19 protein-coding genes are annotated in these 24010 nt (G+C 60.7%); 16 read left to right on the top strand and 3 right to left on the bottom strand.

What is annotated here, in order from left to right; all coding sequences use genetic code 11:
- Window positions 1-371 precede the first annotated feature (371 nt).
- The 4 genes from DHV10_RS01130 to pheA all read left to right on the top strand — a co-directional run bounded on the left by DHV10_RS01130 (window position 372) and on the right by pheA (window position 3558).
- Entirely contained in the window at window positions 372-1178 is an 807-nt protein-coding gene (locus DHV10_RS01130) for a BON domain-containing protein (RefSeq protein WP_239461239.1), read from the top strand.
- Window positions 1179-1403: 225 nt separating this feature from the next.
- Window positions 1404-1748 (top strand): STAS domain-containing protein, encoded by a 345-nt coding sequence (locus tag DHV10_RS01125; protein ID WP_239461238.1) that lies wholly within the window; start codon window positions 1404-1406, stop codon window positions 1746-1748.
- A 73-nt stretch (window positions 1749-1821) separates the two neighbouring features.
- Entirely contained in the window at window positions 1822-2685 is an 864-nt protein-coding gene (locus DHV10_RS01120; protein ID WP_109484485.1) for a UbiA-like polyprenyltransferase, read from the top strand.
- Between the two features lie 39 nt (window positions 2686-2724).
- The gene (pheA, locus tag DHV10_RS01115) at window positions 2725-3558 is read left to right on the top strand and encodes a prephenate dehydratase (RefSeq protein ID WP_109484484.1); all 834 of its coding nucleotides are present in this window, start codon (window positions 2725-2727) and stop codon (window positions 3556-3558) included.
- Window positions 3559-3658: 100 nt separating this feature from the next.
- Here the strand turns inward: pheA and DHV10_RS01110 are convergent, their stop codons facing one another.
- Complete coding sequence (locus tag DHV10_RS01110; RefSeq protein ID WP_109484483.1) at window positions 3659-4282, bottom strand: outer membrane beta-barrel protein; 624 nt, start codon at window positions 4280-4282, stop codon at window positions 3659-3661.
- Between the two features lie 205 nt (window positions 4283-4487).
- Entirely contained in the window at window positions 4488-5411 is a 924-nt protein-coding gene (locus DHV10_RS01105; RefSeq protein WP_109484482.1) for a LysR family transcriptional regulator, read from the bottom strand.
- Between the two features lie 203 nt (window positions 5412-5614).
- Between DHV10_RS01105 and DHV10_RS01100 the strand changes: the two genes are divergently transcribed.
- The 12 genes from DHV10_RS01100 to DHV10_RS01045 all read left to right on the top strand — a co-directional run bounded on the left by DHV10_RS01100 (window position 5615) and on the right by DHV10_RS01045 (window position 22439).
- Window positions 5615-6820 carry a 2-isopropylmalate synthase gene (locus DHV10_RS01100; RefSeq protein WP_109484481.1) on the top strand — a complete coding sequence of 402 codons (1206 nt, stop codon included), beginning with the start codon at window positions 5615-5617 and terminating at the stop codon, window positions 6818-6820.
- A 58-nt stretch (window positions 6821-6878) separates the two neighbouring features.
- Window positions 6879-7973, top strand: coding sequence for a 3-isopropylmalate dehydrogenase (gene leuB / locus DHV10_RS01095; protein ID WP_109484480.1), 1095 nt, complete (start codon window positions 6879-6881; stop codon window positions 7971-7973).
- Window positions 7974-8091: 118 nt separating this feature from the next.
- A complete protein-coding gene (gene leuC, locus DHV10_RS01090) occupies window positions 8092-9525 on the top strand; it encodes a 3-isopropylmalate dehydratase large subunit (RefSeq protein ID WP_109484479.1) in 1434 nt (477 codons plus the stop codon).
- Window positions 9525-10136, top strand: a complete 612-nt coding sequence (gene leuD, locus DHV10_RS01085; RefSeq protein ID WP_109484478.1) for a 3-isopropylmalate dehydratase small subunit — start codon at window positions 9525-9527, stop codon at window positions 10134-10136. The genes leuC and leuD overlap by 1 nt, the downstream gene beginning before the upstream one ends.
- Window positions 10137-10258: 122 nt before the next feature.
- The gene (ilvD, locus tag DHV10_RS01080; RefSeq protein WP_109484477.1) at window positions 10259-11944 is read left to right on the top strand and encodes a dihydroxy-acid dehydratase; all 1686 of its coding nucleotides are present in this window, start codon (window positions 10259-10261) and stop codon (window positions 11942-11944) included.
- Between the two features lie 51 nt (window positions 11945-11995).
- Window positions 11996-13762 carry a biosynthetic-type acetolactate synthase large subunit gene (gene ilvB, locus DHV10_RS01075; RefSeq protein ID WP_109484476.1) on the top strand — a complete coding sequence of 589 codons (1767 nt, stop codon included), beginning with the start codon at window positions 11996-11998 and terminating at the stop codon, window positions 13760-13762.
- Between the two features lie 149 nt (window positions 13763-13911).
- Window positions 13912-14490 carry an acetolactate synthase small subunit gene (ilvN, locus tag DHV10_RS01070; protein WP_109485641.1) on the top strand — a complete coding sequence of 193 codons (579 nt, stop codon included), beginning with the start codon at window positions 13912-13914 and terminating at the stop codon, window positions 14488-14490.
- 128 nt (window positions 14491-14618) lie between these two features.
- Window positions 14619-15227, top strand: a complete 609-nt coding sequence (locus tag DHV10_RS01065) for a PH domain-containing protein (protein WP_109484475.1) — start codon at window positions 14619-14621, stop codon at window positions 15225-15227.
- A gap of 16 nt (window positions 15228-15243) precedes the next feature.
- A complete protein-coding gene (gene ilvC / locus DHV10_RS01060; RefSeq protein WP_275425893.1) occupies window positions 15244-16305 on the top strand; it encodes a ketol-acid reductoisomerase in 1062 nt (353 codons plus the stop codon).
- Between the two features lie 368 nt (window positions 16306-16673).
- Entirely contained in the window at window positions 16674-17501 is an 828-nt protein-coding gene (locus DHV10_RS01055) for a P-loop NTPase family protein (protein WP_109484473.1), read from the top strand.
- Window positions 17498-19012, top strand: a complete 1515-nt coding sequence (locus DHV10_RS01050) for a DNA polymerase Y family protein (RefSeq protein WP_162601102.1) — start codon at window positions 17498-17500, stop codon at window positions 19010-19012. The genes DHV10_RS01055 and DHV10_RS01050 overlap by 4 nt, the downstream gene beginning before the upstream one ends.
- 151 nt (window positions 19013-19163) lie before the next feature.
- Window positions 19164-22439, top strand: a complete 3276-nt coding sequence (locus DHV10_RS01045; protein WP_109484471.1) for a DNA polymerase III subunit alpha — start codon at window positions 19164-19166, stop codon at window positions 22437-22439.
- Window positions 22440-22442: 3 nt separating this feature from the next.
- On the opposite strand, the gene DHV10_RS01040 is transcribed toward DHV10_RS01045, so the two are convergent.
- The gene (locus tag DHV10_RS01040) at window positions 22443-24008 is read right to left on the bottom strand and encodes a TolC family protein (protein WP_109485640.1); all 1566 of its coding nucleotides are present in this window, start codon (window positions 24006-24008) and stop codon (window positions 22443-22445) included.
- Window positions 24009-24010 lie beyond the last annotated feature (2 nt).

Below are 24010 nucleotides of genomic sequence, written 5' to 3'. Positions count from 1 at the left end.
ACGCTCGGCCCCAGCGGCATCTTTCACCCGGTGCACCAAACCCTGACTTTCTGATGCTGTGGTGGAAATGGCAGTTGTACGTTTACATTCTGACCGGCAACTCCAAGTTGCTTCTTAGCTTCGCGTTCCGGCCTGCCTTCCTCAACGTGTGTCTTCGATTGTGACCCTCGCCCAGCACCGGCCGAATGCATGTCGACTCTTCCGCGCTGACAACCCCATAACGTTTTTCGCGAATCTGTGTCTATGTTGCTGAGTGGCATCCCGGGCCGGGTTCGATCATCACCGTTGACGGCTACACAGGAAGCTACCGCATCCCAGACGTGAGGTGAATCGCTCGTTCGGATATTTCGTAACAGGAAAGGAAATTAGATATGGCAAGAAAAAGGATTCTCTCCCCAGGCGTTCTTATGGCTGCAGCCCTTCTGGCGGGCTGTTCTGCTCTCACCGTTCCAGCCTTTGCTGCCGGTTCCACTCCGGCCTTCATCGACCAGCAGGACGGCAACAGCGCCGCGCAGAACAAGCTCAACAAGTCGCAGTTCAAAGACGTAAAAGTGTCAGTCGACAACAACGGCATTGCGACCCTTTCTGGAACCGTGAGTCTCTACGAATACAAGAAGGACGCCGCGAATCGCGTTCGCAAGGCGAAAGGTGTCAACGCTGTTCGCAATGAGATCGAGGTAACTGGAAAAGGAGAGCCCGTTTCAGACGAGGAACTGAAGAAGAAGCTCGGAGAAAAGCTCACCTACGACCGCGTCGGCTACGGAAACGCCTTCAACTCCATCACCATGAGTGTTGAGAATGGAGTTGTAACCCTCGGCGGCCACGCTCGCACCGACGTGGATAAGGACTCGGCCGTCGCTCTGGTTTCCACATACCCCGGAGTCAAGGACGTCGTGGACGACATCGAAGTTGATCCAACCTCGATCATGGACGACCAGACTCGCCTCGCAATCGCACGCGCAGTCTATGGGTATCCGTCGCTCAACAAGTACGCCATCGATCCCGCGAAGCCGATTCGAATCTCGGTCCAGAACGGGCACGTGGAACTCTACGGCGTTGTCGACTCCAAGGCCGACAAGGATGCTGCATATCTCCGCGCCAACAGCGTGCCCGGAGTCTTCAGCGTCAAGAACTACCTTCAGGTCGCCGGCCAGCAAAGCGAATCCGACAGCAAATAGCCAACAGACCGCCAGCCGTGGGAGAGCGTCGTCTCACCCACGGCTGCTGCGCCCTCCCCTCCTGACCTTCCTCCCTAATCGTCTGCCTCTCGATCTTCACCCTCTGCCCTGCTGTCTGATCTCTGCTCCCTCCTCCTGTTTTCAGTGGACTCCCACCTCGCCCTCATGCGACATTTACAGTACTGTAATCATCCAGAGCCCCTGATTCCATACACTTGAGTCGCTATGTTGAACGATGGCCCCCTGACGATCGATCGTGCTGACGGCAAAAACCCGGGTACCCGCATCTTCCGACTCGCCGGTCCGCTGACCCTGCGGAACCTCTTCGAACTCCAGAGCGAACTGCGCAAGGCAGAGCTTCCTGCCCTGACCGTCATCGATCTCACTGAAGTGCCCTACATGGACTCCGCAGGCATGGGCCTCGTCATGAATCACTACGTCCGCTGCACCACGAACGGCACAAAGCTCGTCGTCTCCGGGGCCAACAGCCGCGTCATGGATCTGTTCAAAGTCACCAAGGTCGACACCGTTCTGCCGCTCGCTTCGACCATCGAAGCAGCAGAAGCCTAGAACCCGCCCCAGCTTCCAGCCCATCGCGTTTCCACTTACCACTGGTCCTTTACACTGGTTTTTGAAACTCGCGATGGGCCTCTTCGCCAAAACACGCACAACACTCGAGATGATCAAGTGGGAACACTCGATCTTCGCGCTGCCGTTCGCGCTAACGGCCGTGCTGCTTGCCAGCCACGGTACCCCCGGCTGGCGCACACTGGGCTGGATCCTCGTCGCCATGGTTACCGCTCGCTCCTGCGCTATGGCCTTCAACCGCTGGGCCGACGCCGATCTCGACGCAGCCAACCCGCGCACCAGCAATCGCGCCATTCCCGCCGGTCTGCTCTCCCGCCAATTCGTCCTCGGTTTCACCGTCCTGATGGGCGTCGGATTCGTCATCGCTGCAGCCGAACTCAACCGCCTCACACTTTACCTCTCGCCCCTCGTCCTCATCGTTCTCCTCAGCTACAGCTACATGAAGCGCCTCACGCGCTGGTCGCACCTCGTGCTCGGCCTGGCTCTCGGTCTTGCCCCATCGGCCGCCTGGATCGCCGTTCGCGGCAGCCTCGATCCGCGCATTCTCGTCCTCACCGCCGCTGTCATGCTCTGGGTCGGCGGCTTCGACGTGCTCTATGCCTGCCAGGACTTCGAGCATGACCGCAGCGCCGGTCTCTACAGCATCCCCCAGTCCCTCGGCGTGCCTGCCGCCTTCCGCGTCGCGCGCATCATGCATCTCGCCATGCTCGGTTTGCTCGTAATATTCGGTTACATCTTCCACTTCGGCGTAGCCGGCTGGATCGGCATTGCCGCTGCTGCAGCGCTCCTGGCGTACGAACACGCCATCGTCTCGCCCCAGGACATGCGCCGCCTCAACGCCGCCTTCTTCACCATGAACGGCGTCATCGCCACTGTGTTTCTGGTCTTCGTCGCAACCGATATCTGGCTCAGAAGATAGTCATTCCCTTCACCCGCCAAGCGCGGAGAAAGCTATGCAATGAGAATCGCCATCCAAGGAGAGCCCGGTTCGTTCAGCCACGAAGCCGCGCTCAACCTTGCCTCCGACGCCGTCATCGTCCCCTGTGCTCTCTCAGCCGACGTCTTCAAGGAGCTCGTCGAAGAGTCGGTCGACGCCGCCGTTATCCCCATCGAAAACAGCCTGGCCGGCTCCGTGCTCGAGCACTTTGACCTGCTGCTTCAGCACGACGTCAAAGTCGTCCGCGAGTCTCTCCTCCGCATCCGCCACAACCTCATCGCCATCTCCGGCGCGGCGATCGGCGATATCGATCGCGTCTTCTCGCACCCCGTTGCCCTCGCGCAGTGCCGCCGCTTCCTCGCCGAACACCCCAAGATGGAGTCCTACGCCTTCTACGACACCGCCGGCAGTGTAAAGCAGCTCGTCGAACTCCGCGACAAGCACGCCGGAGCCATTGCCAGTGAAGCCGCCGCTCACTACTACGGCGCTGAAATCCTCCGCGCCAACATCGAAGACAACCCCGAAAACTACACGCGATTTTTCCTCGTCCGCCGCACCCCAGACGCGGTCTACGATACCGACGCCAACAAGATCAGCATCGCCTTTTCCGTCGAAAACCGTCCCGGTTCTCTGGTCGCCGCGTTGAACGAACTCTCCGCGATGCGCACCAACCTCACCAAGATCGAATCACGCCCCGTCCACGGTAAGCCATGGGAGTACGTTTTCTACGTCGATTGCCAGCTGCACTCCATCGACGAAGGCGCCAGGGCAATCCAGGCGCTCCAGCCCCACTGCGCCATGGTCAAAGAACTCGGCATCTACCGCGAAGCCACCAAGCCCGTCACCATCGACTGATCGTAAAGCCGCGACCCACCTAAACAAATCGGGGATGGCCATCGGCCATCCCCTCCGTCTTTCTCGTACCCTTGACCGCTCGTTCGCTCGTCCGGTGCTTCTAGAAGTGGTACGCCACGCCGATCGCCGGGTAGTAGATGTTGTACCACTTGTTCGTCGACAGGTTGATCTGGTTCGTGCTCGATCCCTGGCCGAAGTTCGGAACCTTTGTCACAAACCCGCGGAACTCCGCGCGGATGTCGAAGCTCGGGCTCAGCTCATAGGCCACGCCAGCCCCGTACAGTCCGCCAATCGATGTCTGCTGCTTCACGTCCAGCGACGTGGTCCCCGAGTTGCGAATGGGAAGGAAAATCAGCGCGCCCGGTCCGGCCTCGACGAAGGGATTGAACTTCCTGAACGTGAAACTGCGAACGTAAGCGCCCGAAATCTCCTGCGTTCTTACCAGCACCTTCACGGTATTTGTATTTCCGGAGATAAACCGCATCGTGTTCTGATACGTGATGCCGTAGTTCGCTTCAAGCGCGCTGTTCGGCGTCAGCATAAACCGATAGCTCAACAGGCCCCCGATTGCTGTATTCGAATGCACCTGCACGTCTGTCGATGAAGCAACAAACGGCTCAACGATGGCTGTCCCACTCAGGCTGATGTCCTGCCGGCTCTCCTGAGCGCGGCCCGCTGCTACACACACTGCCAGCAGAAAGGCAATAAGGGCGATCTTCTTCATTCGGTCTTGAACCTCTTGACTGCTCAACCGTCCGGCTGGCAACCAGGTTGTTGATTCCGGTGCTTCGGTCTCCCCCACGCACCGCTCTATGCATTGTAAATGGCCAGAACGGCTTAGCCTCGATCAGGGGTGTCGCTGAATGATCTGAATCAATAGACGCAACAGCCCCGAAATCGGCACCCGCCAATCGCGCATTGGCCTGCCCTTACCCCGCGCGCTCCACGTGATAGAAGTACGGCGGCCCCTGCCTCTCCGCCATTGACCGAACCGTCTTCAGGAACGCACGCGCCGCATACGAGAGCGTCGACTGTCTCCTGTGCACCAGCCGCAGCACCCGCTTGAACTCCAGTTCATCGACGGTAACGCGCACCAGTTCCCCCGCCTCCAGTTCGTGCGCAATGGTCAGGTGGGGAACCAGCGCCACTCCATTCCCCATCGCCACAAACCGCTTGATCGCCTCGATCGTCGGCAGATCGATGCCCATATTCAACGGCGTCCGGTGCCGCTGGAACGCCTCAATCACCTTCCTGCGCAGCGGCGAAGCGACGTTGTGCGCGATGAAATTCTCCTTCCCCAGATCTGAGATGGAGACGCGCGCCGCCCGCGCCAGCCGGTGCTCGGGACTGACAATGAACGCCAGGCTGTCGTTATAAACAGCAATCGTCTTGAACCGCTCCGGATCAAGCCGGAACGAAGTAACCCCAATCTCAAATGTCCTGAGACTCAGCTCCTCCGCGATCCGGCTCGCCAGCATGCGATGCACGGACACGCCGATCTCCGGGTACTCGCGGCGGAACTCATCCACCGCCTCCAGCAGGTACATGCAGGTGTACTCGTTCGCCGCCAATTGCAGCCGCCCCCGTTCCAGGCTCTTCAGCTCATCCAGCGCGCTCGAGGCTTCCCGCCGCAGCGCCAGCAGCCTTTGCGCATAATCCCGCAGCAACTCACCCGACGCCGTGAGCGATCCGTCCCGCGCCGCGCGGTCGAACAGCGGCTCCCCGATCGAGGCCTCCAGCTTCCGAATCACCTGGCTGATCGCCGGCTGTGTCCGGTGCAGCCGCACCGCAGCCTTCGAGAAACTCCGCTCCTCCGCAACCGCCAGAAACGTCTCAAGTTGTGAAAGTTCCAAAACGAGCTCCCAGTTTACAGAGTCCAGATGCCAGCCTTGTACGCCGCCGGGTCATCTATCGTCACTGAAACTAATGACTGGTAACTGGCAACTCCGGTATAAGCAATTCTAATCGCAACCCCAAAAAGAATAACTTTGCCTTATACCTGCCCGATCGGCGAAACTAGGAATGCTGGCAACGTCTTCCCCTGGCAGGCGTACATATGACAAATATTTCCAATCACGTTGCATTCTTTGACACCACTCTGCGCGATGGCGAGCAGTCCCCAGGCTGCAGCATGACTACGCAGGAAAAGTTGACCATGGCGCATGCCCTCGAAGACCTCGGCGTCGACATCATCGAAGCCGGGTTCGCCATGGCCTCTGAAGGCGACTTCGCGGCCATCTCCACCATCACGCAGGCGGTGCGCAAGCCGAAGATCTGCTCCCTCGCCCGCGCCAAGAATGAAGACATCGAGATTGCCGCCCGCGCTCTTCAGTTCGCCCAGCGCCCGCGCATCCACGTCTTCCTCGCCTCCAGCGACCTCCATCTCGAATACAAGCTCAAGATGAGCCGTCAGCAGGCTCTCGACCAGGCCGCCGAATCCGTACGCCTCGCCCGCACCTTCGTCGACGACGTGGAGTTCTCGCCCGAAGACGCAACGCGATCCGACCGCGAGTTCCTCATCGACATTGTCCGCACAGCCATCGAAGCCGGCGCCACCACCATCAACATGCCCGATACAGTCGGCTACACGACTCCCGAGGAGTATGGCCAGATGTTCCGCGAAGTCCGCGAGCGCATCCCCGCCGTGGATGCCGAAGGCATCATCCTCTCCTCGCACTGCCACGACGACTTGGGCCTCGCAGCCGCCAATTCTCTCGCCGCGATTCAGGCCGGAGCCCGCCAAGTGGAGTGCACCATCAACGGCATCGGCGAGCGCGCCGGCAACGCCGCACTCGAAGAGATCGCTGCCGCACTCCACGTCCGCTCGGAACGCTACGGCGTCACGACGAACATCAAGCTCGACCAGCTTTATCCAGCAAGCCAGGTCCTCGGCCAGATCATCACCTTCCGCCCGTCGCCCAACAAGGCAATCGTCGGCGCCAACGCCTTCGCGCACGAGTCCGGCATTCACCAGCACGGCATGCTTGCCAACCCGCTCTGCTACGAGATCATGACGCCCTCGCTCGTCGGTGTCTCCCGCACCAACCTCGTTCTCGGCAAGCACTCCGGCCGCGCCGCGCTCCGCCATCGCCTCGAGCAGCTCGGCTACACGCTCTCGCGTGAAGAATTGCAGCAGACCTACTACCGCTTCGTCGCGCTTGCCGATCGCAAGAAGAACATCTACGACCAGGATCTGATCGGAATCCTCCCCGATCCCATCCGCGATCGCCGCAGCGAACCCGCTGTCGCCGAACTCGACTAGAGTTTTTGCTTTTACTGATAACTGAAGACTGACAACTGGCAACTCTCACAGGACGGGAATGAACCTCAAGATACTTGTCACCGCCGGCGACGGCATCGGCCCCGAAGTCACCAACGAAGCGGTCGCCGTTTTGCGCGATGTCGCCGAACTCGGTGGCCATACCATTCAGATCGAAGAAAAACGCATTGGCGGCGTCGCCATTGTGAAGGACGGCACTCCGCTCCCCAAAGAGACCCTCGACGCAGCCCTCGCCAGCGACGCAGTCCTCCTCGGCGCCGTCGGTGGCAACGAATTCAATTCCCTCGCGCCCGACAAGCGTCCCGAAGCCGGCCTGCTGGCTCTGCGTGCCGCTTTGGGCGGATTCGCCAATCTCCGTCCCTGCTTCTCATTCAAGGAACTCGTGGCCAATAGCCCGCTACGGCCTGAGATCGTCGAAGGCACCGACATCATGTTTGTCCGCGAACTGCTTGGAGGCGCCTACTTCGGCAAGCCTCGCGAGTACGACAAGGAAAAGGGCGTCGGCTACAACACCATGATCTACACCCGCGATGAAGTTGCCCGTGTAGCCCGCGTCGCCTTTAACCTCGCCCGCAACCGCCGCAAGAAGCTCACCAGTGTCGACAAGGCAAACGTCCTGGAGGTTTCGCAACTCTGGCGCGCGGTCGTCACCGAAGTCGGCAAAGAGTTTCCCGACGTGGAGTTGGAACATCAATACATCGACGCCATGGCAATGCACATCATGAACCGCCCGCGCGATTTCGATGTGGTTGTCACCGAGAATCTCTTCGGCGACATCCTCACCGACGAGTCGGGCGTGATTACCGGTTCCTTGGGAATGCTGCCTTCCGCGACCATTGGCGGCAAGGTCGATCTCTATGAGCCCGTCCACGGCTCGGCGCCCGACATTGCAGGTAAGGGCCTCGCCAATCCGCTCGGAGCAATCCTGACAGGCGCGATGATCTTGCGGCTTACCGCGAAACTTGAAACGGAAGCGAAAGCAATCCAGGCATCCGTGCGCAAAGTCCTCGAGCAGGGCTTCCGCACACCCGACCTCGCCCGTTCCAACCCGCAGGCCTTCACCGTCCTGTCGACCAAGGACATGGGCGCGAAGGTGCGCGAAACAGTGAAGCAGCTTGTAGCCGTGAGCTCGTAGCCAGTAGCTCGCGTTGGATCAGCTGTGATGGATTTTTATCAGATACGTTGATGCTGACGTAACCAAAACTTAGCTACAGGCTGCTAGCTACCGGCTACCAGCCTCTGCAGAGGTACTGATGAGTACTACACCCAAAACACTCTTCGAAAAGGTCTGGGAGCAGCACGTCGTCGTCGAACCCAAGGGCGAACCGACGCTGCTCTACATCGACCTCCAGTTGGTCCACGAGGTCACCTCCCCGCAGGCGTTCGAAGGTCTCCGTCTCGCGGGCCGCAAAGTCCGCCGCCCCGATCGCACCATCGCTACAGTCGATCACAATGTGCCGACGACGATCGAAGGCCGCCTCAACATCGTCGACCAGATCGCGGCAAAGCAGATCTCCACGCTCCGTCAGAACTGCGCCGACTTCGGCGTCGAGCTCTACGACGTCAACTCGCGCGAGCAAGGCATCGTCCACGTCATCGGTCCCGAGCTTGGCATCACCAAGCCCGGCATGACCATCGTCTGCGGCGACTCGCATACCTCGACGCACGGCGCATTCGGCGCACTCGCGTTCGGTATTGGCACCAGCGAAGTCGAGCACGTACTCGCCACGCAGACGCTGCCCCAATCGAAGCCGCAAACCTTCCGCATCTCGGTAGAAGGCAAGTTGCCGCAAGGTGTCACCGCCAAAGACATCATTCTCGCCATCATCGGCAAGATCGGCACTGACGGCGCTACCGGCTGCGTGATTGAGTACGCCGGCTCCGCCATCCGTTCGCTCTCAATGGAAGGCCGCATGACCATCTGCAACATGAGCATCGAAGCCGGAGCGCGCGCCGGCATGATCGCTCCGGACGAAACCACCTTCGCCTATCTGAAGGGCCGCCGATTCTCCCCGCAAGGCGCGGCATGGGATAAGGCCGTCGAAGAGTGGTCGAAGCTTCCCACCGATCCCGGCGCGAAGTTCGATCGCGAACTCACGATCGACGCCGCAACGCTGGTTCCCTACGTGAGCTGGGGAACGAGCCCCGGCATGGTCGCTCCCGTCACATCGTCTGTTCCTGATCCCGCAGCCGCCGGCAACGACCTCGACCGCAAATCCTTCGAGCGCGCGCTTGAGTACATGGATCTCAAGCCCGGCACGCCGCTTGATAAAATCGCGGTCGATCGCGTCTTCATCGGCTCCTGCACCAACGGCCGCATCGAAGACCTCCGCGCCGCCGCGAAAATCGCTGCCGGTCACAAAGTCTCCACGCACGTGCACGCCATGGTCGTTCCCGGCTCTCAACTGGTCAAAGCGCAGGCCGAAAAAGAAGGCCTCGATCAGATCTTCAAAGAAGCCGGCTTTGACTGGCGCGAGCCCGGCTGCTCCATGTGCCTCGGCATGAACCCGGACATTCTCGCGCCCGGCGAGCGCTGCGCCTCCACCAGCAACCGCAACTTCGAAGGCCGCCAGGGACGCGGCGGACGCACCCACCTCGTCTCTCCTGAGATGGCCGCAGCCGCCGCCATCGCTGGCCACTTCGTCGACATCAGGAACTGGGAAGTACGCGAGGAGGTAAAAGCCTAATGGAAGCGTTCAAGACTCTGACATCCACCGTCGCTCCTCTCGATCGCACCAACGTCGACACCGACCAGATCATCCCCAAGCAGTTCCTCAAGCGCATCGAGCGCACCGGCTACGGCGACTTCCTCTTCTTCGACTGGCGTCAAACGCCCGAAGGCAAGCCCGTCGCCGAGTTCGTCCTCAACGACCCGCGCTACCACGACGCGAAGATCCTCGTCGCCGGAAAAAACTTCGGCTGCGGCTCCAGCCGCGAGCACGCCGCGTGGGCGCTCAGCGACTTTGGCTTCCGCGTCGTCATCGCGCCGACCTTCGCCGACATCTTTTTCTCCAACGCCGGCAAAAACGGCATCGTCCTCGTGCGCCTTAGCGAAGGCGAAGTAGAAACGCTCCTCCGCAACGCCGAGACGATTCCCGGCTACAAACTCACCGTTTCCCTTCAAGACCAGACCGTAACCGACGACCGCGGATTCAAGGCCAGCTTCGAAGTCGACCCCTTCCGCAAGTACTGCCTCCTCGAAGGCCTCGACGACATCGGCCTCACCCTCCGCCACGCCGCCGAACTCGACAAATACGAAACACAACACGACCACGCAACCTGGCTTCAAGCCAAGTGAATACATCGGGGTGCCCCATCCTAAACCGTGCTTTTTGCGGTTTAGGGTGGGAAACAACAAAGGCCGAAGCACAAACTGAAAGCTGACAGCTGAGAGCTGAAAGCTTGCGAGCAAAGCGAGCAATGACAGAAGGCAAACGCCAAAGCATTCCGTTGACTGAGGGCCCAAGCCGCGCAGCTGCGCGCTCCTACTTACGCGGGTCCGGATTTTCAAAAGACGATCTCCACAAGCCCATCATCGGCATCGCCAACACCTGGACAGAAATCGGCACTTGCAACGTCCACCTCCGCGAAATCGCCGAAGCTGTGAAAGAAGGTATCCGCGAAGCCGGCGGCACTCCCATGGAATTCAACACCGTCACCATCTCCGACGGCATCACCATGGGCACGCAGGGCATGAAGGCCTCGCTCGTCTCCCGCGAAGTCATCGCCGACTCCATCGAACTCGTCGCCCGCGGCAATCTCTTCGACGGCCTCATCGGCATCGGCGGCTGCGACAAAAACATGCCCGGCATCATCATGGCGCTCTGCCGCCTCGACATTCCCGGCATGATGCTCTACGGCGGCTCCATCGCTCCCGGCAAAATTGACGGCCCCGACGGTAAAAAGATTGACATCACCATTCAGGCGGTCTTCGAAGGCATCGGCGCTCACGCCGCCGGCAAGATCGACGACGCTGGACTCGAAGCTCTCGAAGCCAACGCCTGCCCCGGCGCCGGGGCCTGCGGAGGCCAGTTCACCGCCAACACAATGGCCATGTCCGGCGAAATGCTCGGCATCTCGCCCATGCACCTCTCCGGCGTTCCCGCTACCGACAAGGACAAGTTCGCAGCTTCCCGCGAAGCCGGACGCATGGTGATGGATGCAGTCCGCGCCAACCGCCGTCCCTCGCAGATCATCACGCGCAAGTCTCTCGAAAACACCATCGCCAGCGTTGCCGCCAGCGGTGGATCGACCAACGCCGTCCTTCACCTCATCGCCATCGCTCGAGAAATCGGCGTCGATCTCTCCGTCGACGACTTCGACGCGATTTCAAAGAAGACTCCCTTCATCTGCGATCTCGTCCCCGCGGGCAAGTACATGGCCTCGCACTTCCAGGCTGCTGGCGGATCGCGCCTGCTCGCCAAGCGCCTCATCGACGCAGGCCACGCAGACGGCTCCACGCTCACCATCAGCGGGCGCACCCTCGCCGAAGAAGCCGCGCTCGCAAAGGAAACGCCCGGCCAGGTCGTCATCAAGACCTTCGAACAGCCCATCAAGCCCACCGGTGGACTCGTCATCCTCAAGGGCAACCTCGCCCCGGAAGGATGCGTGATGAAGATCGCCGCCGCGGATCGCTACGAACATTGCGGGCCAGCGAGAGTTTTTGATTGCGAAGAGGATTGCTTCGCCGCCGTGCAGGGCAACAAGATCAAGCCCGGCGACGTCCTTGTCATTCGCTACGAAGGCCCCAAGGGCGGCCCCGGCATGCGCGAGATGCTCCAGGTCACCGCAGCCGTCAGCGGTCATCCCGATCTCAGCCACACCGTTGCACTGCTCACTGACGGCCGTTTCAGCGGCGCCACTCGCGGCTTCACCGCAGGACACGTCGCACCCGAAGCTTTCGTCGGGGGCCCCATCGCCGCGGTTCGAGAAGGCGACATCATCGCTTTCGACATCAAGAACCGCACCCTCAACGTCGAGATCAGCGCGGAAGAAATGGCCGCGCGCCTCAAAAACTTCCAGCCGCCCGCGCTCCGCTGGCCGCAGGGCGTATTCCGCAAATACGTCGACCGCGTCACCAGCGCCTCGCACGGCGCCACAACATAGGAAGACCTACAAGCTACCGGCTACGGGCTACAAGCCCCTTAGGAGCAGACCATGGGAAACAAGCCAAACACGCAATCCGCAGAGAGCCACCTCACCACGCCCACCCGCCTCACCGGCGCGGAGATCGTATGGGCAACGCTGGTCGGTGAGGGCGTGTCCACCGTCTTCGGATATCCGGGCGGAGCGATTCTTCCCGTCTACGACGCGCTGCGCAAGTTTCCCATCCACCACGTCCTCGTGCGGCACGAGCAGGGCGCCGCGCACATGGCCGACGGCTTCGCGCGCGCATCCGGCAAGGTCGGCGTCTGCATGGCGACCAGCGGTCCCGGCGCGACGAACCTCGTCACTGGCATCGCCACAGCCATGCTCGACTCCATTCCCGTCGTCTGCATCACCGGCAACGTCTCCAGCAAACTGCTCGGCAGCGACGCCTTCCAGGAAGTCGACATCACCGGCATCACGCTGCCCATCACCAAGCACAACTTCCTTATCAGCAAAACCGAGGATATCGCCCACGCCATTCGCTACGCATTTCAGATCGCGCAGAGCGGCCGCCCCGGCCCCGTGCTCGTCGACATCACCAAAGACGCACAGCAAGGCACCGCCATCTTCGACTTCGAAGCGGCCAAACCTCGACCCTATCGTCCGCACCCCATGCTCAAGGTCGAAGACGCTGGCCTGACGAAAGCAGCCGAGCTCATCCGCAACGCAAAGAAGCCCGTTATCCTCTCCGGCCACGGCGTGATGGAATCGCAGGCAATGGAGCAGGTCCGCACCCTCGCCGAGCGCGCGCAGATCCCCGTAGCTCTCACCCTGCTCGGCCTCGGCGGCTTCCCTGCCTCGCACCCGCTCAACCTCGGCATGATGGGCATGCACGGCGAGTCTTGGGTGAACAACGCCATCCAGGATGCCGACCTCCTCATCGCCTGCGGCATGCGTTTTGACGACCGCGTCACCGGCTCTCTCTCGACCTACGCTACGAAAGCCAAGAAGATTCACATCGAGATCGACCCTGCTGAGATCAACAAGAACGTCAAGGTCGACGTCGCACTCGTCGGCGATCTTCGCGCCGTGCTCGAAGACCTTCTCCCTCGCATCTCCGGCCGCGACGGCTCCGCATGGATCAAGACCATCGAAGCCAGCAAGGGAGACGTATCCGTACACGACATCAAGAACATCCCCGACTCCGGCCACCTCTACGCCGCCCATGTCATGCACGACCTCTGGCGCATCACCAACGGCGAAGCCATCGTATCCACCGACGTGGGCCAGCACCAGATGTGGGAGGCGCAATACTTCCATCACGAGAAGCCACGCTCGCTTGTCACCTCAGGCGGCCTCGGCACCATGGGCTTCGCTCTGCCCTCAGCCATCGGCGCCAAAATGGCCTGCCCCGAAAAGGAAGTCTGGGCTATTGCCGGAGACGGCGGATTCCAGATGACAGCCGCCGAGCTCTCCACCATCGTTCAGGAAAAACTGAAGATCAACATCGCCATCATCAACAACGGATACCTCGGCATGGTCCGCCAGTGGCAGGAGTTTTTCTACGACAGCAACTACGAAGCCACGCCGCTCGTCAGCCCCGACTTCGTCAAGCTCGCCGACGCACACGGCATTAGCGGTCGCGCCGTCCGTACCCGCGCCGAACTCGCCGAAGCCGTAAAAGAAGCGCGCACCTGTGACGGCCCCTTCCTGCTCAACTTCATGGTTGAGAAGGAAGACTCCGTCTATCCGATGATTCCCGCAGGCAGTGCCCTGCACGAAATGATCCGCCGTCCCGGCAAAAATCCAATCGTCGAGTCGCCGGACGACAAGTAGAGAACAGTTTCCAGTTACCAGTCACCAGTGTCCAGTCTTAGTGATCTTCCGGATATCGTGAGCTGCGCTTCAGCGAATTGATCGACAACTGGCAACTGGAGACTGGCAACTGGAAACTACCAGATTTCGGCACCTGCAAGGACCTCGTCATGACCCATACCTTCGTCGCCTACGTTGAAGACATACCCGGCGTGCTCACTCGCGTGGCATCGCTGTTCCGCCGCCTGAACATCAACATCAGCTCGCTCACAGTCGGCCGCAGCGAGCGCGTCGGCCTTTCGCGCCTCACCCTTGTCTGCGAAGCATCATCCGAAGCCGGCGACCGCATTCGCGCCAGCCTCTACAAGCTCGAAAACATTGTCGACGTCGACGACATCGCGCAGGCGCCCAACGTCACCCGCGAGCTCGCTCTCATCAAGGTCGCCGCCACACCGCGCAATCGCGCCCAGATCTTCGACCTCGTCGAGGTCTTCCGCGCCCGCATCGTCGACCTCACCTCAGAGTCGCTGATGATCGAAATGACCGGCGTCGAAAGCAAGATCGAAGGCCTCATTGAGATCCTCCGCGAAGATGAAGGCCGCATCCTCGAAGTCTGCCGCAGCGGAAAAATGACCATGCGCCGCGGCCACCACACGTCAAGCGTTCTCAAAGCCATGGGCAAGGGCCCCGACGAAAAACCCCTCCCCGAAGAAGCCAACGACACCACCGTCGACATCGAACCCGCATAGCCTCTAGATTCGATCTGACTACCAGGATTCTGGGTGCCCCATGTCTCCCTCTTTTGGAGACATGGGAAACGACGATCCTCACCCGCTCTTGATGAACTAAGGTATCCTGTCGCGGAAAGGAGCGCTCCATGGATGAAGACACCAAACCCTGTCCCGTCTGCGGCGAGACCATCAAAGCCGTAGCGCTCAAGTGCCGCTTCTGCAATACCGACCTCGCCGCCTACGCCGCCGCCAAGGAACTCGAGACCGAAAGGACCCTCTACAACGGCCATCCCGCAATGATCTACAGCATCGGCCAGTTCGTCCCTTTTCTGGCCGTCGTGATCCTAGCTGGCATCGCGATCTTCCTTCTCGAGTGGCAGGCCCAGCCCGGCTACACCGGATACGTGATTCCCGCCGCCATCCTCATCCTCGGCGTGATGTTCCTTCGCCTTTACATGCGCAGCCGCGGCACTCACTACATCATCACAACGCAGCGCATCAAATATGAGCGCGGCCTTCTCTCCAAAGTCCAGGAGTCGCTCGAGCTCTTCCGCATCGACCACTTCGAGCTCCGCCAGCCTCTCGGCGCACGCCTCCTCGGACACTGTTCCCTCCACCTCTTCTCCTCCGACGCCGAACTCGGCAACTTCGCCATCTACGGCATCCCCAATCTTCCGGCACTCGCTGACCAGCTTCGCGACTGCCAGCTTCGCGAGCGCACCCGCCGAAGCCTCACCACTTTCGTGAAGGCATAATCCAAACCGTGTCTTCCTGACGCACCAACGAACGCAAAGGAAAAGAAAAGACATCATGGCTAAGACTTATTACGATCACGACGCCGACCTTTCCCTGATCCAGGCAAAGAAAGTCGCCATCATCGGCTACGGCTCGCAGGGTCATGCGCACTCGCTCAACCTCAAGGACTCCGGCGTACAAGTGAAGGTCGGCCTCGCCCCGAACTCCAAGTCCATCGCCAAAGCCCAGAAAGCTGGCCTCGAAGTCGACACCGTTCCCAACGTCGTCAAGTGGGCCGACGTCGTCATGGTACTCGTCCCCGATCAGACCGCGGCCAAGCTCTACGCCGACGAGATTGCGCCGAACATCAAGCCCGGCACGCTGCTTCTCTTCGCCCACGGTTTCAACATCCACTTCAAGACCATCACGCCGGCAGCCGGCATCGACGTAGGCATGGCCGCGCCCAAAGCTCCCGGCCATCGCGTGCGCGAAGTCTTCACCGAAGGCGGCGGCGTCCCCGGACTCATCGCCATCCACCAGGATTCAACCGGCAAAGCGCACGCACTCAATCTCAGCTACCTCAAGGGCATCGGCTGCACGCGTGCAGGCGTCCTCGAAACGACATTCAAAGAAGAGACCGAAACCGACCTCTTTGGCGAGCAGGCCGTGCTCTGCGGTGGAGTCAGCGCGCTGATCAAGGCTGGATACGAAACCCTCGTCGATGCCGGCTATCAGCCCGAAAGCGCCTACTTCGAGGTCCTCCACGAGCTCAAGCTCATCGTGGATCTCATCTATCGGGGCGGCCTCGCCTACATGCGCTACTCCATCTCTGACACCGCTGAGTGGGGCGACTACGTCAGCGGCCCGCGCGTCATTAACGAGTCCAGCAAACAGGCGATGAAAGACATTCTCAAGGACATTCAGGACGGCAGCTTCGCCAAGCGCTTCCTCGCCGACCAGAACTCCGGCCGCAAAGAATTCCTCGCCTTCCGCGAAGCCGAAGCCAAGCACCCCATCGAAATCGTCGGCAAACAGCTCCGCGCCAGCATGCCCTTCCTCGACCCCGTCACCGTCGAAGAAGTCGCAAAGAGCCGGTAGCAACTAACTCCGTGCCGAACCGTCCCGGCAGGCTTCAGGCGCCTTCCATACGGATGTGCAATCGAATCAGCCGCGGGAGGAAGGCTCGCAACTCAACAAGCGTCAGGGCACGGCTAAAGGCCGTGCCCTTTCAACTCGTACTTTCAGCAAGGAATTCAGCAGACAAAGAGATTCTGCTCAGCCCTGCTTGCTTACTGACAAACCTACAATCCTAATGAGAAAATATTTATAAGTGCATGACTCAAGACTATTTATCTTTCATATAGTCGGCGAAGAATCCGAAATGTTTCCACAGGTCGCCCATTGACAACCCTCCCTGAACAGGCAGAATCTATAGGCGAATAAAAGGCGAATGCCGCCCCGTCGCCATGCCTTCCTCTGTCGCCCTTCGCCAGCAGATCGAGACCGCATTTCAACACCGCTACCCGTCTGTCCTCACTCCCTCCCCCAAAACCATCCGCGAAGTTGTACCCACCGGCATCATCCGCGTTGATGAACTGCTCAACGGAGGAATCCCCGTCGGAACAATCACCGAACTCACAGGACCAGCCTCTTCCGGCCGCACCAGCATAGCCCTCTCTGCTATCGCGCAGCGCACGTGCGAAGGCTCCGTCTGCGCATGGATCGATGCAAAAGACTCGCTCGATCCCGAATCCGCCGCAGCCACCGGAGTCTCTCTCAATCACCTGCTCTGGGTCCGCTGCTCCGACAAGGCCTCACCCAGACCTGACCGCAGCAGGAAAGACGCCCAACCCTGGACCCGCCTCGATCAGGCCCTGCGCGCCACCGACATCCTTCTTCAGTCCGGAGGCTTCTCTACCATCGTCCTCGACCTCGCAGACGAATCGATCGAGCATGGCCGCCGCATTCCCCTCGCAACCTGGTTCCGCTATCGCCAGGCAGCCGACCGCACCCGCTGCAGCCTCATCGTTCTCGGCAAAGCTCCCTTCGCACAATCCAGCGCCGCCGTCGTCCTCGAGTGCCATCCCTCCACAGTCAGTTCCATCTCTGGCACGGTCATCCGAAACTTCAACTACAAAGTCCAGCGCCGGCGCGAACGCTTCTCACCCGTCACGAGTCCCATCACATCGATCGACCGCAAGCCTCCCTCCTCTGATTGGACATCCCCCGCCGCATGGGATCTGGTGAAGCGTGCATCCTCGGAACACCGAGCAACCGCGGAGCACCGCGCATGAGCCCCGATACCAAACCTCCGAGCCTCTTCGCCGCCGTGCATGTCTCGGAATTCCCTGCGCAATCCATCCTGCGTCTCCGCCCCGATCTCCAATCCGCTCCCGTTGTCATCCTCGACGGCACTCCTCCGCAGGAGCGCGTCATCGCTCTCAACTCGCACGCCCGCAAGCGCGGCATCATCCAGGGACTCACCCGCCTCGAAGTGGAAGAAGTCGGTAGCATCCACATCCTCACCCGCTCCGCAGAAACGGAAATCGCAGCCCGCACCGTACTCCTCGAAACCCTCTCCCAGTTCTCTCCCCGCATCGAAGAAGTCTTTGCCAACAACGCCTGCTCCTTCGTGCTCGACATCGCCGGATCCGAGCGCCTCTTCGGAGCACCTGACCAGATCGCCCATCGCCTGCGAGAAACCATCGTCGCCGCCGGTTTTCGCGCCTCCGTCTCCATCAGCGACAACTTCCACACTGCCCGCATTAAATCCGAATTCTCCCGCGGTATCTCCATCATCCCCTCAGGCCGCGAATCCAACGCCCTCGCGTCCATTCCCATTAGCGCTCTCCCACTCGACCTCGATCACTATGGCACCTTCGCGCTCTGGGGCATAGGCACCCTCGGCGAACTCGCCGCGCTCCCCGAAGATGAAATGATCCCACGCTTCGGACAGCCTTCACGCCAGTGGCTCGCCCTCGCGCGAGGCAATGCCGATCACACCTTCCAGCCGCTCGAAGAAAAATTCGAGCTCAAAGAACACATCGAATTCGAAACACACATCGAGCAGCTCGACGCGCTCCTCTTCATCGGCGCGAACATGATCGCCAATCTCGTCGCGCGCGCCACCTGCCGCGCTCTCTCGCTCGCCTCCATCAACATCGAGATGCAGCTCGAGCGCTCGCCAGCATACAAGCGCCGCATTCAGCCCGCCATCCCCTCCTGCGATCGCAAATTCCTCCTCAAGCTTCTCCAACTCGAACTTGCAGCCCATCCGCCTCAAGCAGCAGTCACTGCACTCACCCTCATCGCCGATGCCGGCCGCCAGTCCAAAATTCAGCTCGGCCTCTTCGCACCGCAGGCTCCAGAGCCATCACGCCTCGACGTCACGCTTGCCCGACTCAAAGCCATGGTCGGCGCCGATCGCGTCGGCTCCCCTGCACTGCTCGACTCGCACGCTCCCGGCCGCTTCCAGATGCAGGAGTTCTCCGTCATCGATCAACCGCGCCCATCCGCACAACCCTCATCACCACGAACCTCTCTGCGCCGCATCCGTCCCCCACACCCGCTCTCTCTGCAAATCACCGAAGGCAAACCACGCTCATTCCGAGACGGTGCCACCCGCTACGAAATCTCCGTAGCCTACGGACCATGGCAATCCAGCGGCTCCTGGTGGGACCTGGATCGCTGGGACCTCGAAGAGTGGGACGTCATGGCCACTACCAACTCAGGAGAATCCATCTCCTGCCTCCTCATCCACGATCACCTCAACAACAAGTGGCTCCTCGACGCCTACTATGACTGAGCCAATCACAAAAGAAGTTGGATACCACCTTAAATCTGTGTCATTTCGACCGAAGCACTCACGCAGTGAGGGCGAAGCGGAGAAACCCGCAGTTGCTTTTTCTATATCGAGCTCCCGAAAGGTGCAGTCGTTTCAATTCTGATGACCTGCCATGAACGAGATCCTTGAATCAAAATCGACTGCAACCTCTGCGCTCGAAATCCTTCACCGCACTCCCACACACGACTACATCGAACTCCACGCCTCCAGCGCCTTCAGCTTTCTCGAATCCTCCACATCTCCCGAGTCCTACATCGAGCGCGCCATCGAACTCGATATGCCTGCCATGGCCCTCACCGATCGCAACGGCCTCTACGGCATCGCGCGCTTCCACACCTCCGCCAAAAACAACGAAGTCAAAGCCCACATCGGCGCTGAAATCGCCGTCTCCTCCTTCGGCCATCGCCTCACGCCTCCCGCACATCTCCCTCACCAGCATCCCGACGAGCCCCCGCGCATCGTCCTGCTCTGCAAATCGCAAATCGGCTACCAGAACCTCTGCCAGCTCATCACGCGCTTCAAAATGCGCGAGCCCACCAAGTGCGAAGGCGCCGCCACCTTCGACGACCTCGAAGAATTCTCTGAAGGCCTCATCTGTCTCACCGGCGGCGATGAAGGCCCACTCACCTCTGCTCTTGCCAGCAACGGCGAATCTGCAGCATCCCAACATCTCGACCGGCTCATCTCCATCTACGGCCGCAGCAACCTCTACATCGAACTCCAGCGCCACCACCAGCGCGAGCAGGAATCCCGCAACATCTCCCTCCTCTCGCTCGCCTCAAAATGCAACATCCCCATCGTCGCCACCAACGGCGTCCGCTGCGCCACACCCCAGGACCGCGAACTCCTCGACGTCTTCACTTCCATCCGCAACCACACCACCATCCACGATGCCGGGCGCCTCCTCTGCTGCAACTCCTTCCGCCACCTCCGCCCCGGGCGCGAGATGCACGCGCTCTTCCTCGATCTCCCTGAAGCTATCGCCAACACCCGCATCATCAGCCAGCGCCTTGAGTTCGCCCTCAACAATCTCGGGTACGAATTCCCCCGCTTCCCAGTCCCTGACTCCGACACCATGGACAGCTATCTCGCCAAGCGTGTCGATGAAGGCATCCGCAAGCGCTTCAGCAACGCCCTCAAAAGGCCTCTACTCGAACGCGCTCTGAAACAAGCCCGCCACGAGCTCGCCCTCATCGCGCAACTCGGCTTCGCCGGCTACTTCCTCATCGTCTGGGACATCATCCGCTACTGCCAGCTCAACGGGTTCCTCGTCCAGGGCCGCGGCTCAGCCGCCAACTCCGTCGTCTGCTACGCGCTTGAAATCACCGCCGTCGACCCCATCGGCATGGAACTGCTTTTCGAGCGCTTCCTCAGCGAGAGCCGCGGCGAGTGGCCCGACATCGACCTCGACCTTCCCTCCGGCGATCATCGCGAAAAAGTCATCCAGCACATCTACGAGAAGTACGGCGCGCTCGGCGCTGCCATGACGGCCAACGTCATCACCTATCGCGGCCGCTCCGCCGCGCGCGAAGTCGGCAAAGTCCTCGGCTTCGACGAGCAGCAGCTCGCGAAACTCTCCAGCCTCGTCGGCCACTGGGAGTGGCGAGGCGCCAACGACACCATGGACAGGCACTTTGACAACGCCGGCTTCGACGTCCGTCACCCCCGCGTCGCCAAATACCTCGAGCTCTGCTCCAAAACCTACGACCTGCCTCGCCACCTCGGCCAGCACTCGGGCGGCATGGTCATCTGCGCCGGTATGCTCAACCGCATCGTCCCCATCGAACGCGCCTCCATGCCCGGCCGCACCGTCGTGCAGTGGGACAAGGAAGACTGCGCCGATCTCGGCCTCATCAAAGTCGATCTCCTCGGCCTCGGCATGATGGCCGTCCTCAAAGACTCCCTCGAACTCATCCCACACCACTACAACACGCAGGTTGATCTCGCCGCACTGCCCGAAGATCCTCTCGTCTACAAAACTCTCCGCGCAGCCGACACCGTCGGCATGTTTCAGGTCGAGAGCCGCGCGCAGATGGCCTCTCTCCCACACAACGCCCCGCGCTGCTTCTACGACGTCGTCGTTCAGGTCGCCATCATCCGCCCCGGCCCCATCGTCGGAAAGATGATGCATCCTTACATGCGCCGCCGCCAGGGCCTCGAAGAAGTCTCCTACCCGCACCCTCTGCTCGAGCCCGTGCTCAAACGCACGCTCGGCGTGCCGCTCTTTCAGGAGCAGCTACTCCGCATGGCCATGGTTGTCGCCAGCTTCTCCGGATCAGAAGCAGAAGAACTTCGCCGCGCTGTCGGCATGCGCCGATCCATGCAGCGCATGCGCAACCTCGAAGGCCGCCTGCGCGAAGGCATGACGCGCAACGGAGTCACTCCTGCCGAGCAGGACAACATCGTTCAAGCCATCTCCTCGTTCGCGATGTACGGTTTCCCCGAGTCCCACGCCGCCAGCTTCGCCCTCATCGCCTACGCGTCCGCTTACCTCAAGGTCTACTACCTCGCCGCCTTTCTCTGCGGACTTCTCAATAACCAGCCCATGGGCTTCTATGCTCCCGCCGTGCTCATCAAAGACGCGCAGCGCCACGGCCTCAAAATCCGCCCCATGTGCATCCAGCGCTCTGAGCCGCTCTGCACCATCGAACACGAATCCGACGGCTCCCTCTCCGTTCGCATCGGCTTCAACTACGCCAAAGGCCTGCGCCAGGCCACAGCCGAAGCCCTTACAGCCAATCGCAACGCATCCGGCCCCTTCTCCACAATCGAAGATCTGGCCGTGCGCGTACCCCAACTCAGCAAAAAAGATCTTGTAACACTAGCCCAGATCGGCGCGCTCAATACCATCTCGCAGGTCCATCATCGTCGAGATGCCCTCTGGCAGGTTGAGGAGGCAGGCCGCCCAGTCGGCCCGCTTCTTCGCGCCTCCGCCTCTCCATCCTCGTCCGACAAGCTGCCACTCAAGCAGATGACCACCGACGAACGCCTTGCCGCCGATTACTCCGGCACCGGCCTCACCTGCGGTCCGCACCCTATGAGCTATCAGCGCGCATCACTCAAGCGCCAGGGCTACGTCTCCGCCGGAGATCTCTCCGCCTTCCAGACCAACACACCCGTCCGCATCGCCGGCTGCGTCATCGCGCGCCAGCGCCCCGGCACCGCCAAAGGCTTCGTGTTCCTCTCCATGGAAGATGAAACAGGCATCGCCAACGTGATCATCACACCCGATCTCTTCGAGCGCGACCGTGTCGTCATCACGCGCAACCACTTCCTCGACATCGAAGGCACGCTCCAAATCCAGCGCGGCGTCATTCACGTGAAAGCGCACCGCATCCGTCCTATAGACATCACGTCCGCCGACATGCGCTCTCACGATTTCCACTAACGTCTACGGCGCCGACCCAATCTGATAGTTCAGCGCCGCCAGCGACAGCTTGTACTGATACTGCGCATTCGCATTCCCAATCGCAGCATCTGTCTGCTGATACTCCGCCTGGCTCAGCTCCACAATCGAACTGAGCCCCATCTGGTAGCGCGTCTGCGCCAGCTTCAGACTCAGATCCGCTTGCTTCAGCAGCTCCGCCGTCACCGTCACGCGCTGGTATGACGTATTCGCTGCCAGCCACGCAGTCCTCACGTCCCGCACAATCCGGTCCCGCAAGTCCCGCGTATTCTCCGCCGCAGCCTTCGCCCGCAGAGCCGCCTCTTTCGCCTGTGCCGAATACAGGAAGCCATTGAAGACTGGAATATTAATATTCACTCCAATCCCGCCCCACCAATTCGACGTGTAGTACTGCGCTGGCCTGATCGGAACGCTGCCCACCGTCCCCGCTGCCGAAATGCTGGGCAGCATCTGGTCCCGTTGCGCCTTGCTGAACTTCACCGCCGCCTGCTGGTTGTAAACCGTTCCCTGCAGATCCGGCCGCTGCTTCAGGCTCTCCTCTACCAGCCGATTCAGATCTGCCGGAGGCTGCTGAACCTGTGCGCCATCATCCACAAGGTCGAAATCTACCGCATGATCCAGCCCCAGCACCGCATCCAGTGCCGCCATGGCCGAATTCGCTTTGTTCTCAGCATCCAGCTGCAGCAGCTTCGCCTGTGACAGACTCACATCCGCAAAACTCAGATCAAGCGTAGACTTCAGCTTGTTCTGCGTCATCTGGTTCACCTGCGATTGCAGCGTCTGCCGTGCCGTCACGTTCTGCTGCGCGACCTTCAGCGCCTGCTGAGCTTCGAGCGCGCTGTAGAACGCCTGATCAGTCGCCAGCCGGATGTCGTACTCCGTCGCCATCGCATTCGCATTCTGCGCCTTCTCCCGTAGCGCTGAAGATGCCACCAGGTTCCGCGTCTTCCCGAAATCCGTAATCAGTTGCGAGAATCCTCCTCCCGCACCCGTATGCTCAAAGAGCCTTGAAGCAGTAAGTGAACCCGCGGAGATTCTGCTCGCATCCTCCGCCTTGACAGCCGTAAGCGCCGCATTCGCCGTCGGCAACTCAGCCGATCTCGTCTCCCGGTACACCTGGTGCTGTGCCGAAGCCAGCAGCCGCGCCACCGTAACCCGAGGATTATTCCTTACGGCCATCTCCTCAGCCTGTTGAAGCGTCAGCTGCTGCTTCCCGCTCGCTTGATTTTGGTTTCCGCCATTCGCACTTTGACTTCCAGTTGGGTGCTCCGGAGCCTGCCCTGAGCTCGCCGAAGGGTTTCCACTATCGCTCCACGATGCAGGGTGCCCCAGGTCTCCTGACTTTGGAGACCTGGGATACCAGGAACTCCCATTGCCCTCCGCCCCACCCGCTCCGGGCTCCGCAGCCCGCCCCACAAACTGCAGAACCGGAGCATCCGGAAGCTTCGTTTGATTCGTCGAACGCGACTGCGCGTTCGACACACAATTAACGGCGAGCGCCAGCGAAGCAGCCGCCGCGCAATGAATAAATTGATGGAGTCGCAAATTCATCC

The organism is Occallatibacter savannae, assembly GCF_003131205.1.
Taxonomy (GTDB): domain Bacteria; phylum Acidobacteriota; class Terriglobia; order Terriglobales; family Acidobacteriaceae; genus Telmatobacter; species Telmatobacter savannae.
The sequence above is the reverse complement of the archived record's forward strand: the minus strand, read 5'-3'. Positions and strand labels throughout refer to the sequence as shown.

Excerpts from the sequence above, each read along its gene's own strand:
- DHV10_RS01045 (WP_109484471.1), top strand. The coding sequence starts at position 19,164 with ATGAACGAGATCCTTGAATCAAAATCGACTGCAACCTCTGCGCTCGAA.
- DHV10_RS01100 (WP_109484481.1), top strand. The coding sequence starts at position 5,615 with ATGACAAATATTTCCAATCACGTTGCATTCTTTGACACCACTCTGCGC.
- DHV10_RS01055 (WP_109484473.1), top strand. The coding sequence starts at position 16,674 with ATGCCTTCCTCTGTCGCCCTTCGCCAGCAGATCGAGACCGCATTTCAA.
- DHV10_RS01130 (WP_239461239.1), top strand. The coding sequence starts at position 372 with ATGGCAAGAAAAAGGATTCTCTCCCCAGGCGTTCTTATGGCTGCAGCC.
- ilvB (WP_109484476.1), top strand. The coding sequence starts at position 11,996 with ATGGGAAACAAGCCAAACACGCAATCCGCAGAGAGCCACCTCACCACG.
- DHV10_RS01110 (WP_109484483.1), bottom strand. The coding sequence starts at position 4,282 with ATGAAGAAGATCGCCCTTATTGCCTTTCTGCTGGCAGTGTGTGTAGCA.
- ilvD (WP_109484477.1), top strand. The coding sequence starts at position 10,259 with ATGACAGAAGGCAAACGCCAAAGCATTCCGTTGACTGAGGGCCCAAGC.
- DHV10_RS01050 (WP_162601102.1), top strand. The coding sequence starts at position 17,498 with ATGAGCCCCGATACCAAACCTCCGAGCCTCTTCGCCGCCGTGCATGTC.
- pheA (WP_109484484.1), top strand. The coding sequence starts at position 2,725 with ATGAGAATCGCCATCCAAGGAGAGCCCGGTTCGTTCAGCCACGAAGCC.
- DHV10_RS01120 (WP_109484485.1), top strand. The coding sequence starts at position 1,822 with ATGGGCCTCTTCGCCAAAACACGCACAACACTCGAGATGATCAAGTGG.
- DHV10_RS01040 (WP_109485640.1), bottom strand. The coding sequence starts at position 24,008 with ATGAATTTGCGACTCCATCAATTTATTCATTGCGCGGCGGCTGCTTCG.
- leuD (WP_109484478.1), top strand. The coding sequence starts at position 9,525 with ATGGAAGCGTTCAAGACTCTGACATCCACCGTCGCTCCTCTCGATCGC.
- ilvN (WP_109485641.1), top strand. The coding sequence starts at position 13,912 with ATGACCCATACCTTCGTCGCCTACGTTGAAGACATACCCGGCGTGCTC.
- leuC (WP_109484479.1), top strand. The coding sequence starts at position 8,092 with ATGAGTACTACACCCAAAACACTCTTCGAAAAGGTCTGGGAGCAGCAC.
- DHV10_RS01065 (WP_109484475.1), top strand. The coding sequence starts at position 14,619 with ATGGATGAAGACACCAAACCCTGTCCCGTCTGCGGCGAGACCATCAAA.
- leuB (WP_109484480.1), top strand. The coding sequence starts at position 6,879 with ATGAACCTCAAGATACTTGTCACCGCCGGCGACGGCATCGGCCCCGAA.
- DHV10_RS01125 (WP_239461238.1), top strand. The coding sequence starts at position 1,404 with ATGTTGAACGATGGCCCCCTGACGATCGATCGTGCTGACGGCAAAAAC.